The sequence below is a fragment of the Lysobacter sp. KIS68-7 genome, assembly GCF_021284745.1.
In the GTDB taxonomy this organism is placed as follows: Bacteria; Pseudomonadota; Gammaproteobacteria; order Xanthomonadales; family Xanthomonadaceae; genus Noviluteimonas.
Genome location: NZ_CP089925.1, coordinates 1,234,542 through 1,248,563, shown reverse-complemented (window position 1 = coordinate 1,248,563; position 14,022 = coordinate 1,234,542). Strand labels below are relative to the sequence as shown.

General features: G+C 63.9%; 15 protein-coding genes. 8 read left to right on the top strand and 7 right to left on the bottom strand.

Going from position 1 to position 14,022, the window contains the following annotated elements; genetic code table 11:
- Window positions 1-4 precede the first annotated feature (4 nt).
- The 4 genes from LVB87_RS05910 to LVB87_RS05895 all read right to left on the bottom strand — a co-directional run bounded on the left by LVB87_RS05910 (window position 5) and on the right by LVB87_RS05895 (window position 5,171).
- Window positions 5-1,120, bottom strand: coding sequence for a DUF5671 domain-containing protein (locus LVB87_RS05910; RefSeq protein ID WP_232899968.1), 1,116 nt, complete (start codon window positions 1,118-1,120; stop codon window positions 5-7).
- A gap of 59 nt (window positions 1,121-1,179) precedes the next feature.
- On the bottom strand, window positions 1,180-2,430 hold the full coding sequence (locus tag LVB87_RS05905) for a hypothetical protein (RefSeq protein ID WP_232899967.1): 1,251 nt from the start codon (window positions 2,428-2,430) through the stop codon (window positions 1,180-1,182).
- Between the two features lie 108 nt (window positions 2,431-2,538).
- Entirely contained in the window at window positions 2,539-4,050 is a 1,512-nt protein-coding gene (locus LVB87_RS05900; RefSeq protein ID WP_232899966.1) for a metallophosphoesterase, read from the bottom strand.
- A gap of 83 nt (window positions 4,051-4,133) precedes the next feature.
- Window positions 4,134-5,171, bottom strand: coding sequence for a WD40 repeat domain-containing protein (locus tag LVB87_RS05895; protein ID WP_232899965.1), 1,038 nt, complete (start codon window positions 5,169-5,171; stop codon window positions 4,134-4,136).
- A gap of 123 nt (window positions 5,172-5,294) precedes the next feature.
- Between LVB87_RS05895 and LVB87_RS05890 the strand changes: the two genes are divergently transcribed.
- The 8 genes from LVB87_RS05890 (at window position 5,295) to LVB87_RS05855 (ending at window position 12,843) form a co-directional block, all read left to right on the top strand.
- Complete coding sequence (locus tag LVB87_RS05890; protein ID WP_232899964.1) at window positions 5,295-6,398, top strand: NADH:flavin oxidoreductase/NADH oxidase; 1,104 nt, start codon at window positions 5,295-5,297, stop codon at window positions 6,396-6,398.
- A gap of 49 nt (window positions 6,399-6,447) precedes the next feature.
- Window positions 6,448-6,840: a hypothetical protein gene (locus LVB87_RS05885; RefSeq protein WP_232899963.1), complete on the top strand. Its 393-nt coding sequence runs from the start codon at window positions 6,448-6,450 to the stop codon at window positions 6,838-6,840.
- A 144-nt stretch (window positions 6,841-6,984) separates the two neighbouring features.
- A complete protein-coding gene (locus LVB87_RS05880) occupies window positions 6,985-7,800 on the top strand; it encodes a nuclease-related domain-containing protein (protein WP_232899962.1) in 816 nt (271 codons plus the stop codon).
- A gap of 94 nt (window positions 7,801-7,894) precedes the next feature.
- A complete protein-coding gene (locus LVB87_RS05875; protein ID WP_232899961.1) occupies window positions 7,895-9,916 on the top strand; it encodes a DUF2075 domain-containing protein in 2,022 nt (673 codons plus the stop codon).
- 111 nt (window positions 9,917-10,027) lie between these two features.
- Window positions 10,028-10,273: a hypothetical protein gene (locus LVB87_RS05870; RefSeq protein WP_232899960.1), complete on the top strand. Its 246-nt coding sequence runs from the start codon at window positions 10,028-10,030 to the stop codon at window positions 10,271-10,273.
- A 467-nt stretch (window positions 10,274-10,740) separates the two neighbouring features.
- The gene (locus LVB87_RS05865; RefSeq protein ID WP_232899959.1) at window positions 10,741-10,986 is read left to right on the top strand and encodes a hypothetical protein; all 246 of its coding nucleotides are present in this window, start codon (window positions 10,741-10,743) and stop codon (window positions 10,984-10,986) included.
- A 32-nt stretch (window positions 10,987-11,018) separates the two neighbouring features.
- Complete coding sequence (locus LVB87_RS05860) at window positions 11,019-11,555, top strand: hypothetical protein (RefSeq protein ID WP_232899958.1); 537 nt, start codon at window positions 11,019-11,021, stop codon at window positions 11,553-11,555.
- An 85-nt stretch (window positions 11,556-11,640) separates the two neighbouring features.
- Complete coding sequence (locus tag LVB87_RS05855) at window positions 11,641-12,843, top strand: hypothetical protein (RefSeq protein ID WP_232899957.1); 1,203 nt, start codon at window positions 11,641-11,643, stop codon at window positions 12,841-12,843.
- Here the strand turns inward: LVB87_RS05855 and LVB87_RS05850 are convergent.
- From LVB87_RS05850 to LVB87_RS05840, 3 genes are all read right to left on the bottom strand, one after another.
- Entirely contained in the window at window positions 12,840-13,067 is a 228-nt protein-coding gene (locus LVB87_RS05850) for a hypothetical protein (protein WP_232899956.1), read from the bottom strand. The genes LVB87_RS05855 and LVB87_RS05850 overlap by 4 nt on opposite strands.
- A 121-nt stretch (window positions 13,068-13,188) precedes the next feature.
- Window positions 13,189-13,443, bottom strand: coding sequence for a hypothetical protein (locus LVB87_RS05845; RefSeq protein ID WP_232899955.1), 255 nt, complete (start codon window positions 13,441-13,443; stop codon window positions 13,189-13,191).
- Window positions 13,444-13,572: 129 nt separating this feature from the next.
- Window positions 13,573-13,998 carry a hypothetical protein gene (locus LVB87_RS05840; RefSeq protein WP_232899954.1) on the bottom strand — a complete coding sequence of 142 codons (426 nt, stop codon included), beginning with the start codon at window positions 13,996-13,998 and terminating at the stop codon, window positions 13,573-13,575.
- Window positions 13,999-14,022: the final 24 nt, after the last annotated feature.

Below are 14,022 nucleotides of genomic sequence, written 5' to 3'. Positions count from 1 at the left end.
TCGATCAGGGACCCGCGCTCTCGACCCCGCTTGCCGCTTCTTCGTTGATCGATTCCTTCGGCTTCCAACTGCGCGTGAAGCAGTGCTGGCCGGCGCCGTGGTTCCATGGCGTCAGTTCCGCCGGGTAACCCTCGGGCCTCGCATGCGCGGTGTCGGTGGCAAATCGGGCGCACACGCGGAAATGCGTGTCGTCCACGCGCACGTATTCATACGGTGCGGCGGTTTCCGGATCGCGCAGTGCCAATCGACTGCCCGGCTCCGCCGCGATGGGATCGAGGGAGGTCGGGAGGCTGCCTGCTTCCTTCGCGTGGTCTCGAACGGCGTCGACGATCTCGTCGATGTCCTTGACGCGGTGTGCGTCGATGCGGATCTGCCGCATTTCCGACGGCGAGCCGGTGACGACCACCCCCCACACGACCGCGCCGAGGACGGCGAGCGTGCTGGCTGCCGCGAGCAATCCGCCGAACCGGTCGGCGGACGCAGACCCTGCTGGTTCCTCGCCCCGGCGCAGGTCGCGCAGGTAATGGCCGAAGATCGCGCCGGCCACGGCCGCCACCGTGAGCACCTTCAGGAGGAACACCCACCGCAGGTCGCCGCCGAAGAAGCGCGACACCAGCGTGATCGCATCGATGATCAGCGCGAGCGCCGCAAGGAAGAGCGTGAGATAGGTGAGCCAACGGCGCACCGGCGACAAGCGCTGGAGCGGATCGCGCGCGACGTTGCGCCCGACCAGGCGCGACATCCACAGGAACACGGGAAACGCGATGAGCAACGTTGCCATCGACCAGCGAATGTCCGCGCGACTCCTGCCGGCCAACGCATCCGCGGCGCTGTCCGCACCATCCAGCAAATCGAACACCAGATCGCACAGATGGAACGCCGCCATATACAACGCGGCGAACATCAGCAGATAGAAGAAGGCTTCGCGCGCCGACATCGTGGCACGCGGCTTGGGCACCGGAACGACGAAGGGCACGTCCGAGAACGCGGACAAGGCCCGCGTCACTTGCTCCGTCGACCACCCTGCCCCGCCCAACGTCGCGGCGATCTGTTCCTTCGATGCGCCTTTCGCCAATGCGTCACGGACGAACAGGTCGAGATCCTGCGTTGCAGATGCCACGGCGTCCTCTTGCGTCGATGGTGAGTGCGCCGGACTCTAACCCGAATCGCGCACCGCATTCATCGATGGGCGCCTGGCTCCGTCGCCACCACTTGCCGCGGCCTGCGCGAGGCGGCGAGCAGATACACGATCACCACGCATTCGGCGAGCAGCAGGCTCGCCAGCGCGCCTTCCCACCCGAACAGGCCAAGCAGGCAGATCGCACCGAGGATGCGCATCCCCGCGCCCAACGAAAGCGCACGCACGTAGGCATCGCTGCGCCCCGACAACACCGCCGCGTTGCCCAACGTGCCGCGGATAAACCCGAGGATCGGCAACCACCACAACCACGCGACGGCCATCACCGCGATCGTGTAATCCGGCCCCAGGCCGCGCAGCACTTCCGACACGCCCAGCAATAACGCACTCGCCATCACCGCATACAACGCAGGCCACAACAAGGCGCGGCGCCACGCCCCCGCTCGCATCTCCGGACGGGCCTCGAGCAAACGCGGCAAGGCATTGGCGATGGCGACCTGCAGCGGGAAGGAGACCAGGTCGACCACGCGCTGCGCGAGGAACAAGGCACCGCTGGCAACGGGCGCGACGATGCCCGCAACGAAGGGCTTGTCGCCATCGGCGATCACATGCTTCGCGACGCCGTAGCTGCCGTAGCGGAAACCCACGCGCACCAGGCGCACCAGCGAATCCAGTCCGCGCGGCGCATCCTGGCGCTTGACCCGGTTCGCGCCGAGCGCGAGGACGAAGGTCACGCCGAAGGCCAACCACACCCACGTCGCCAATGGCAGCTGGACGCCGGCGCGCACGAACAGCGCCGCCAACCCGAGCCGCACGATGTACGGCGCCGCCTGCCAGGCCCCCATCGAGTTGAACTCCGCCGCCGCCTGGTGGCGCCGCGCGCGCATCTCGACGAACCCCATCAGCACGATGTCGCTGAGCCCGACGAGGAACCACAACCCCCATTGCGTCCATTCGCCCGCCAGCAAGGCCATGCACGCCACCAGCCCGGCGGCGGCCACGCACCCGAGCACCAGCAAGGCGCGCGTCCACACCGTCGCGATCTGCTCGCGGGTGGAACCGAAGGCGGCATGGCTGTCGAGGTAGACGAACGCCGGCCCCACGACCAGCAAGGGCGCGATGCAGGACGCGATGGCGAGCGCCGTTGCGTAGCGCCCGAAGTCCGGCGCATCCATCGCCAGGGCGAGCACGACCACCGTGGCCGTCTGCGCGCCCATCCGGATCCACGGCCACGCGCCGTGGAGCAAGGATTGGCGGATCACGCCGTGCGCAGCCATCGTCCTGATGGACATGAAATCGACTCCCCCATATCGAAATCGTCACTCCAGTGGGTGGTTTCCCACTAGATACCCCGATGCGTGAAGCGGGTTTGAGATGGCCGCTCCCCAGCGGCCAGGTGTTCATCTCACTGTCAGGGTAAACGTCACGCTACGCGTGAATGGGCCATTCGTTCCGTTCACGGTCACCGGGTAGCTACCGGGAGTAGCGCTGCTGGAGGCGCGCAGGCTGACGCGCGGGCCGGAATTGCCGTCGGCGGGCGGGGTGGACGGATTGCCCGTCCAGGTGGCGGTGACGCCCGTGGGGAGCCCGGTGACCGACATCGCCACCGGCGCATTGAATTCCCCGTAGCTGCGGAGGGTGATGATCTTGCCGCCACTCGCACCGCCGCGCGTGATCGAGATGGTGGCCGAGGCGGACAGGAAGTAGTCGCCCACCACGCCCTGGCTGCGGTGGCAGGTGCCTTCGAAGGAATCGGTCCAGGTGCCGCCTGCAACGGGTTCGAATTCCGCGATGTAACCGGTGGCACCCAGGGTCAGTGCGATCACGCCGCGCGTGCTGCTTTGCTTCACTTCGAGCAGCGCATGCGTGCCGTTGACCGGGTACGTCGTGTTGCCGCCCGTGCCGACGATCACCTGCCGCACGCCGTCGGCTTGCGCGACCTTGTTGCCATCCATCGGCGTCCAGCGCTGGTAGTTGTGGTCGTGCCCGGTGAACACCAGGTCCACGCGCGAGGCATACAGGCGATCCCAGAACGCCTTCAGCGCGATGTAGCCGGTGTAGTTGCCGCGACTGATGAAGGGGTGGTGCCAATAGGCCGCCGTGCAGGGCTTGGTGTTCGCGCGCAGGTCGGCATCCAGCCAATCGAGTTGCGCCGTGGAGATCGTGCCGCCGTTGCGGCTGTTCAACGCGATGAAGTGCCAATCGCCCAGGTCGTAGCTGTACCAGCCTTCGCCGCGATTGCCCGCGGGGCCGGATTGGTTGCCGACGCCATTGAAGTAGTCGAAGTAACCGGTGGCGTTCGCCGTGTTGTATTCGTGGTTGCCCGGGACCGGCTGCGTGATCGCCTTGAAGCGGCCCCAGTTGGGGTCGTAGCGGGTGTTGTAGTCGTTGAGGGAGCCGTTCTCGTAGGCGTTGTCGCCGAAGGCGAGCGCGACATTCGGGTTGATCGCGATGACGACATCGGAGCTCGCCTTGCAGCCACTGCCGGTGCCCGCGCACAGATCGCCGGCGCCTGCAGCGATCGACGTGGTGTCGGCCAGCGATTGCATGCCCGCCTGGTAGCCGGACAAGGCGTAGCCGCTTCCGGGGTTGGAGAAGTGCGTGGTAATCGAGACACAGCTGCCGCGGAGTGCGCGCGTGTAGAAACTGCGGTCCTTCCAGCGATCGCCCTTGAGCACCTGCCGCTCGTTCTGCGAACTGGTGAGCTCGAGTGAATCGTTGCCCTGTAACGCCAGCGATTCGAAACCGAGGCGGATCCAGCGCGCGCCTGTGCGGCAGACGCGCGTGGGGGACGTGCCGTTGAGATTGCCGGAGACGGCAGAGTCTTCAGGAAGCTGCAGCGTCTTTTGCGCGGCAGAGGCAGCGCCACAGGCGATCGCCGCGGCCACGGCGAGCGACAACATCGCTTTCATGATTCCAACCCCGGTCCAAAGTGCATGCAAATTCCAACGCGTGATGCAGCGCGAAAGGACATGCACCGTTTAGGGGATGGGTGTCAGGGCGACGGCACGACCGCGACCACGGCCGCTCCTTCGTAGGTGCCATACACGAACCGCGTGAAGTTCGGCGACCACGCCACGGGCGATGTCACGCCGATGCCGGTGCCTGCGTCGAAGTTGTGCCGCAGCGCGCCGTCGGCCACGCGGAAGAAGCGGATCGCCCCGCGCTGGTTCAGCGTGCCGTCGTTCGCCACGAAGGGCGTGTAACCCGTTGTGACCAGGCGCGTGCCGCCAGGCGAGAAGCGCAGCGCGACCACGCCCGCGTTGTTCGTCGCATCGGGGAAGCGCATCACCAGCGCGCCGTCGGAGATGCGGAACAGATCGGTTTCATCTGGCGTGGAGGCCCAGGCCGCCAGCTGCGTGCTATCCGGTGAGAACGCCATCGGCGTCGTACCACGCGATGCCCCCGCGGTGAGCAGGCGCACGGTGGCCCCATCGCTGCGTCGCTGGATCGTAATGGTGCCTTGCGACGCGGAGGCCTGCAGCGTGCGATCCGGTGAGAACACCCAGTTGGTGGCGATCTTGGGATAGCCGCTGCCGACCAAGCGCACGACAGAGAAGTCGGCGATGCGGAAACGCGCGTCGGTGGTGTCGCCCGTCGCCGCCGTCAGTTGTGCATCGGGGGTGAACGTGACTACGCCATTGGGCTGGATGGTGATGACCAGCGTGCCGAGGAACACGCCATCGGACGCGCGATGGATGCGGAACGCGCCGCCGCGATCGCTGTTGTGTACGCCGAGCAGGGTGCTGTCGGTGGAATAGAACACCTGGTCGGCGGAGCCGGAGCGATGCGGTTGCAGGACGGAGAAGAGCAGCGCGCCGTTGGCCGAGTTACGCGAGCGCACCCATCGATCCGTCGAGCCGACGGAGACGCGGCCATTGGCCGGCGCCCACGCGACGCCTTGGATGGAGTTGGCAAGCAGATTGGGATTCGGCGCGGACCAGACGATCTGCGGCGCGGTTTGCGCGTGCGCGCCCATCGCGACCCAAAGTGCCAGCGCAAGCAACGTTCGAATGGAAGAGTTCGCGCGCATGACGCACCTCCGGCGCAGCGAGATCGGCCCCACAAGGTCAATGGCATCCTGCGCGCGCGTGGTTCAACGCAGCGCCCACGCGCGCGTATTAAGGTGCGCATGCCCCCGAACCCAGGACGCCCCATGTCGCGCCCGATGCTTTTCGAACCGCTTGCGATCCGGAACCTCACGCTCGCCAACCGCATCGTCATCGCGCCCATGTGCCAGTACGCCTGCGAGGGCGGGCGCATGAACGACTGGCACACGATCCACCTCGGCCAGCTCGCAATGAGCTGCGCCGCGCTGCTGACGATCGAAGCCACGGCCGTGCTCCCCGAAGGACGCATCACGCATGCCGACCTCGGCCTGTGGGACGACGACACCGAGGCCGCGATGCGCCCGACGCTCGCCGCGATCCGCCGCTGGTCCGACATGCCGATCGCGATTCAACTCGCGCACGCAGGACGCAAGGCCTCGTGTGAAGTGCCTTGGGACGGCGGCGCGCAACTGCCGCCCGACGATGCGCGCGGTTGGCAGACCCAAGCGCCCTCCGCCGTCCCGCAACACGATGGCGAACATCCCCCGCACGCGCTCGACCAGGACGGCCTGCACCGCGTGCGCGACGCCTTTGCCGCCGCCGCGCAACGCGCCGCGCGCCTGGGCATCAACGCCGTGCAGATCCATAGCGCGCACGGCTACCTGCTGCACCAGTTCCTGTCACCCCTCTCCAACCAGCGTGGCGACCGCTACGGCGGCAGCCTGGAAAACCGCATGCGCTTCCCGCTGGAAGTGTTCGAAGCGGTGCGCGAGGCCTTCCCGCGCGAGCGCGCCGTGAGCGTGCGCGTCTCCGGCACCGACTGGATGGACGGCGGCTGGGACATCGCGCAGACCATCGAATATGCGAAGGCGTTGCAGGCGCGCGGTTGCGATGCCATCCATGTGTCGAGCGGCGGCGTGCATCCGCAACAACGCATCCCGCTCGGCCCCGGTTACCAAGTGCCGCTTGCCCGCGCTGTGAAGCAGGCCGTGGACATTCCCGTGGTCGCGGTCGGGCTGATCACCGAACCCGAGCACGCGGAAGCGATCGTGCAGCATGGCGATGCAGACCTGATTGCGATCGCGCGCGGTGTGTTGTGGGATCCGCGCTGGCCGTGGCATGCAGCGGCGACGTTGGGCGCGAGCGTGCGCCCGCCGAATCAGTACCTGCGCTGCGAGCCGCGGCGCGACCGCGGGGTGTTTGCGCGTTGATGCAGGCCATCCCGGTATGCTGGCGTCTGCCTCAGGGGGAAGGGTCGCCGTGTCGTCGGATGCCGTGCGCTTCTGGAGTTTTGTCGCCGTCTCGCTGATCGCCTTCGTCGCGATCCTGCACCTCGTCACCCGGCATCGCAGCGTGCGCCCGCGCGCGGCGGCGATCGCGGGCGTGGCCTCCATCGTGGTCGTCGGTGGGATGGTGTTCGCCAAGTACGGCAATAACGCCGGCCTGCCGTGGTGGATCTATTACACGGTGCCGGCGCTCGCGACGCTGGTGCTGCCGCCGCTGGCGTTCCGACTCACGGGCCGCGAGTTGGTGAAGTACCTGGTGCTGGCCTTCCTCTCGTCGCCGGCGATCCATGTGGCGTTCTCCTTCCTGTTCGGATGGAAGGAGTACATGCCGTTCATTCCGGTGCCGGCGTGGTGGGAAGTGTTCTAGCGCGCACCACCGCAGGTGGCGATGCCCTTCGACGCCATCGGCCGAGGATAGCGGGATTCACCCGGGACTTTTTCTTGGTTCTCACGTAAATGTGTTCAATCCTGCGAATCTTGCTGTCATACGCAAACACGGAGCCTTTGAAGAATGTCGCCTTCTACCCTTCTTGTGATTGCGTCCGTCTTTGTGCCTACCGCTCTCGCCATTGCCTTTCTTTGGCTGCATCGGAAGTGGCAAGAACGCGACGGGCGGCGGTCTCCCCTGGAAGGAAAAGCGATCTTTGGCGCCGGCGAGCAATTACGAAAGCGGATAGAAGATCACACGGACAACCTTCAGTCAGCACTTGTTCTGCTGTTTTGGCTGGGTCCGTATTTTCTCGCTTTTTTTGGAGGCGCAGTTGCATACATTATTCGCCACGGAACGCTTAGGCGGCGCGCACGCGAAGGGCTCAAAGCTGAGTTGTTTACCGCACAAGAATTGAACCGACTTGTCGCCTCCGGCTGCTCGGTGCTTCACGACGTTCCGGCTGAAGGCTTCAACCTGGATCACGTGGTAATTGGGCCGCGTGCCGTCTATATGGTTGAGACCAAGTCGGTTCGTAAACCAGCTAAGTCGACGAACGATAGTCATAAGTTGAAGTTTGACGGCGAATCCCTGCGATTTCCTCATTGCGTTTCTAAGGCGCCACTGGAGCAAGCCTCTCGCCAGGCTCAGTGGTTGCGTAACTATTTACAGAAAACCTTGAATACCGCGGTACCTGTTGAGCCCGCCCTAGCGCTACCAGGCTGGTGGATTGACATCACAGGGCGGAACACAAGGGAGAACGTGCGTGTCTTCAATCCCTCTGGAAGGGGCGCATCGTTCATGGCCGATGAGCGGGGCCAACGCGCGATCAGTACTGAATTGGCGGGCCTTATCGCCCAGGCGTTGCTGATCCGATATCCGACTGGTGACCAAAAGTAATCAGCCTGTGCGCTTGCGATGGCGTCAGGGAGCCAATAGGAATAGTTCCATCGTGGAGTAAGATTTCTCTAGGCAGGGGCCTGGGAAATCTCGCATGTACGGGGAAGACGCGGTTGAGCGTCCAATTAGATGGGCCTATGGCGCGCCCGTCGAAGACTTTCTTCGCGCAGATCCGGAAGCGATTCTCGGTGGCCTCGTCGTGCGCTCGTGGGCAGATATCACTCCACTAGATCGCGGCGCTTGGGTTGGTCAGATATCGGTATTGCAACGAGAGCTGGTGGAGTTCTCAGGTCGAGGCTCTATCTACCTTGAGTTCGATGTCCCCCGCTTGGGCCGGCGAATCGACACAGTGGTCGTACTAGACCACGCATTGTTCGTGATCGAATTCAAGGTAGGTGCAGTTCGATTCTCGCGAGCCGCAGTCGACCAGGTGTGGGATTACGCGCTGGACCTTAAGTACTTCCACAGCTCGAGCCTAGATCTTCCTATTGTTCCTGTCGTTGTGGCGACGGAGGCGAATGGCATAGCACGGCTGGCACATGCGGGAGTAGCGGACGGGGTATTGCCGCCGATTGGCTGCTCGGGCTCAACGCTCCGCGAAGCGCTCCTACTAGGTCTAGGGGAAACGTCGGGACTGACAATCTCAGCCTCATGGTGGGAGTCAGGTAGGTACCAACCGACGCCCACTATCGTCGAGGCTGCTCGCGTTCTTTACGCGGGGCATGGCGTTACGGAAATTACGCGCAATGATGCCGGCGCGGAGAATCTCGCCGTTACGAGCAATAGAGTTTCTGACCTTATCCGGCTGGCTGAGCTCGCTCAAAAGAAGATCATCTGCTTCGTGACTGGAGTTCCGGGTGCTGGCAAGACGCTGGTTGGTTTAGATGTCGCCACCCGGCAGGCAGGACGCGCCGACCGCTCTCACAGCGTGTTTCTATCGGGCAATGGTCCGCTCGTCGCAGTCCTTCAGGCCGCCTTAGCTCGCGATGAGGTGCGGAAGCGGGAATTGTTGGGCGAGAGGCTCACCGTGCGGGATGCTGCTCGAAAGGTGAAGACGTTCATTCAGAACATCCATCACTTTAGAGATGAGTACTACCGCGATCGTCGCCCGCCGATCAACAACGTGGTGCTATTCGACGAAGCGCAGCGCGCTTGGGATCACAAGACCACTTCCGTCTTCATGCAGGCGCAGCATGGCGATGTGGATTTCCGGGATTCAGAGCCTGAATTTCTGATCTCCTGCATGGATCGCCACGAATGGGCGGTGATTGTCTGCCTAGTCGGCATGGGACAAGAGATCAATAAGGGCGAGGCCGGAATCGGAGCGTGGCTGGCTGCGATCAAAGAACGCTTTCCACACTGGCATGTGCACGTATCGCCATGCCTAGTCAATGAATCGTCCCTCGACACGACGCTGTTGAGCGAGTTGGAGTCAGTCGCAACTGTCCAATACGATCCGTCTCTTCATTTAGCGTCGTCTGTGCGCTCGTTTCGTGCGGATCAGGTTTCTAGCTTCGTCAACGATTTCCTCGATCTGCGGTTAGACGAGGCAAGAGCCGCGTTGAAAAGGATCCTTGTGCAGTACCCGGTGTTCTTGGGACGAGACCTCTCACTTGCCAAGAGATGGCTAAGGTCGAAGGCGCGTGGCAGCGAGCGATTCGGGATAGTGGTGTCGTCTGGTGCGCAGCGCCTTCGGCCGCTTGGCGTTGATGTACGAGTAAAAACGGATCCAGTGCCTTGGTTTCTGAGTGACGCAGAGGACGTTCGATCTTCGTACTTCCTTGAGGATCCGGCCACCGAATTTCAGATTCAGGGGCTAGAACTGGATTGGACGTGCGTCGTTTGGGATGGTGATTTGAGATTCGAAGACGACGCCTGGAGCTTCCACAAGTTCCAGGGAAGCAAATGGAAGCGCGTTGTTGACGAGAGGCGTCGTCGATATCTGCTCAATGCGTATCGCGTTCTCTTAACCCGTGCTAGGCAAGGCATGGTGATAGTTGTTCCTGAGGGTGACTCCGAGGATTGGACTCGACCACCAAGGCACTATGACGCGGTATTCGAACTGCTCCTGTCGCTCGGAATTCCTGAGCTTTCAGGTATTGATCGCGGCGAGTAGCTGCCCGCGCGTGCCGAATTTTCGGCACAAGAGCGATGTGACTCATAGTCCGTAGCCAAATCGATGCCACGCTGCTGCAATCAGAGCCCCCCGCTAGTCACGAGGCTCCCAATGTCCGACTTCCGCCGCCAATTCATCCTCCACCGCGACGCCCGCCTCCGTTGGCGCTGGGCCCTCTACGAAGACGGCATGCACCAGGTCGCCGTGGGCAGCGGGAGCCATCGCACCTGGGAGGAATGCATCGAAAGCGCGCGCCGGGTGGCGGGCATCGCGGGCGAGGCCGATGTGTGGAATGCCGCCCACCAGCGCTGGGTCGACGAGGCGGTCGATCGGGCGCCGGCAGTGGCCGTCGGCTGAGGGCGTCCGGGCCGGGACGCGCGCGATCCCGCGATTGCTTGTTCCAACGCCATCGATGACGTCCTGGTGGGCGTCGATGGCGTTGTTTTGGCCGTCGTTGGGGTGGCGGACCCCATCGATGGCATTTTTATTGCTCCATTGCAGCTTTGAATTGCTCCATTGCAGCTTTTCACTGCTCCATTTCAACTTCGAATAGCTACGTTGCAGCTTTTTACTGCTCCATTTCAGGTTTGGATAGCTACATCGCAGCGATCCACTGCTCCATTTCAGGTTCGAATAGCTACGTTGCAGCTTTTCACTGCTCCATTTCAGGTTTGAGTAGCTACATTGCAGCGATTCACTGCTCCATTTCAGGTTTGGGTCGCTACATTGCAGCGATTAACTGCTCCGTTTGATCTTTGGGCAGCTATGTTGCCGGACATGACGGGTTACTGTGTCCGAACTACCGCACTCCCCCGAGCCAACCCATGCCCAGGCCGAACGATCTGTCCGTCATCTACGGCAAGATCCAGATCGTGAATCGATTCGCCGACTACAAGGTTCAGGTGGTCGAGCACCTCGCGGATCTCCACGTTCAACTCGTCGATGACTTCGCCAACTCGCCGGGCCGATGGCAGATCGTCAAGCAGTTCCCCGACTACAAGATCCAGATCGTCAACCGCTTTGCCGATTTCAAGATCAAGTACGTGAAGACGTTCCCCGGCGTGAAGTAGCCTTGCACCGGTCCAAGGCATACGCTTCCCCCATGCCCGACTTCGACGACTTCGACCCCGACGACAACTTCGCCCAGTCCTTCCATTCCTCGGAAGACCTGGACGACGACGCCGCGCTCGAAGCCGTTGCGTGGCAGTTCCTGTTGCTCATCAATCCCGGCGACGAGGACGCTGCCCTGCTCCAGTTCAACCAGGCGCGCGAAGGCCTCGCCTCCGGTGACGCGCCCACCGAAGTCCTGCGCGACGCGATCGATTGGAAATCCGGCTTCTGGATCGCCGAGCGCGATGTCGGCGGGCTGGTCGAAGTCCTCGATGAGCTTGCCGCGCGCTTCGGCCTCCGGATCGATTGGGACACCGAAGACCCCTCCGACGCCGAGTTCCTCGCCAACACCGACGCCCCCGCCCTGCTGCAGCGCGCCTTCGACCAATTGCGCGAGTACCACTACACCCTCTGGACCTACGAAACCGGCGCCGATGCCTACGCGGGTTGGATCGCGCACATGCGCGACGACGAGGCGGTGCCGGTGGTGGCCAACGCGTTGGGTTTCCACGCGCGACCCGGGGTCTGACGGCCGCGCTACCCACAGCTGACCTCTCCCGGAGCGCGTCGCCGTTACAGCGGCTGTATCCTCACGCCAAGCCGCGGAGACCTTCATGCACAAGCGCATCGCACTCGGCAGCATGGCCTTGATCGCTTCGACGCTGGCAGGCGCGCAAACGCCGCCCTCGCCCGTCGAAGCCGTCCTCCGCGATTACACCCGCGACTGCGACGCCGTCGGCCGCGGTCTCTGGAACATGTCGCTCTGCGCGCCCATCGTGGTCGTCGGGCCGGACGGCAAGATCCTGCTGACCAGCGAGCCCCGGCCGGCGGCGCCCTTGCCTGCCACGCGCGCCAACACGTCCGTGGATTGGGGCGGACGCAAGTGGGTGATGGTCCTCGGGCCGCTGCCGGAAGACGCCGCAGAGGTGCGCGCGCTCATCTACCACGAGTCCTTCCACGTCCACCAGGCCGAGATCGGGCTGCCGAACAACATGGCGGTCGCCTCGCACCTGGATTCGGAGGACGCGCGCTATTGGATGCGCCTGGAATGGAAGGCGCTCGAGTTTGCGTTGAACACTGGCGGCGACGAACGCACGCACCACACCGAACAGGCGCTCGCCTTCCGCCAGAAGCGCCTGGCGTTGGCGCCCGATGCCGCGAAAGAAGAGCGCGAGCAGATGCGCCACGAGGGGCTCGCGGAGTACACGGGCGTCAAGCTGTCGACCGATCCGCTGTGGCTGACGCAGAAGGCGCTGGTGCACGGTGCCGAGCGGCCGTCGTTCTCGCGCAGCTTCGCTTACGTGAGCGGGCCGGCGTGGGGCTTGCTGCTCGACATGCTCGAACCGGAGTGGCGGACCAAGTTGCGCAAGCAACCCGACGCCGATCTTCCGGATCTCGTTCCGCGCCGCAAACCCGCGAAGGAACTCGACACGGTGGCCTACGGCGGCGAGTCGATCCGCTACGAGGAACACACGCGCGCGGTGAAGCGCCTGGCGGTGCTCAATGCCGCGACGACCGAAACCTCCGATGCCAAGGGTCTGCGCTTGCCGCTCGCACGCATCCAGCTCGACTTCGATCCCAATCGCGTCTATCCGATGCCCGATGGTTCATCGGTCTACGACAAGATCACGCTCACCAGCGATTGGGGTTCGCTGCAATCCGAGGGCGCGCCCGTGCGCATCGAGCACGATTGGAAGGCGGTGTACGTGCCGTGGCCGACGCCGCAAGGCATGACGCTGAAGTTGGCGAGCGGTTGGTCGGCGCAGAAGGATGCCGACGGCCGCATGCGCCTGGCGCAGGCCACGCCGACGCCTTAGTGCCGCGGCGAAGGATCGTGGTGGCGCACGCCGTAGAACTGCGAGGCGGTGAGCACGGCGAACGCTTCGAACTCCAGGTCGCGCGCGAGCTGGCGTTGCACGCGTTCGTCGAACGAGTCGGTCGAGACGTAGCCGAGCCATGTGTAATGCGGACAGGGCACGCCTTCAGGCTTGGGCGCAAGCAGGTACCCGTGCGGCGCGCGGTAGACGTTGAGCAGACGCATCTGACTCATCCTCCCCAACTGCGCCCCATGCGCAGCGGCCGCAAACGCTACGCGTTTCGCATTGCGTTTGCGTAAAGGTTTCGCTTTGCGTGCGTGATGCCGCGTAAATGACTCAGCAACTTCACTCGTTCGGGGGATTGCCGTCGCCGACCACGGTTTCCGCCGGCTGTACGATTTTCACGCCGAAGAACTGATCAGCACTGAGCGTCACGAACTCTGCATCCTGCAAGTCGCGTTCGATCTGGTCGCGCAGCGGTGCCTCGAAGACTTCGGGCGAGACGCAACCGAGCCATGCATAGGAGGGACACGGCACTGCCTCGGCGTTCGTGGCGAGCACGTAGCCGTCGGGCGCGCGGTACACGTTGAGCAGGCCCATCGTCAGCCTTCGGTTGTTCGCGCTGCGGGGGCAGCGTGGGCGCACGCTAACCGGTTCGCGGATGGGCTGCGTGAAAGTTTCGCTCGCACGTTGCGCTGCCATCAGCAACGCGAGGCGCGCGTGAAGGCGTCACGCCATCGGCCTTGCGGGCAGGGGCTCGCACCTGCACTGCGGGCCTTCGGTTTCCGGCGCGGTCGCGTCGAGCCATGCGGTGGCCGAGTCGCGGTCGTAGAAGCGCCGCGCGACGAAGCCTGCGACATGCGAGGCGTGTTCGGTGGGCATGGTGTGCGATTCGGAGCCGTGGACGAAGGCCAGGCACGCGCCCGCCATCGCCGGCTCGGCTTCGATGCGTGCGATGAACTCCGCGCGCGTCGCGCCGAGGGTGGTGTTGGGCCAGGCGTTGCTGAAATCGAGCAGCACGCGGGTGAATTTGTGGACGAGCAGGATGGGGCAGACGATGTCCATCGTGTCCATCCGATCCTGGTAGCTCACAGGACCGTGGAAGACGACCTCCACCCGACACGCGTCGAAGCGCACCTTTACATTGCCGATCATGCGACTGCTGCCAACCCTGGAATC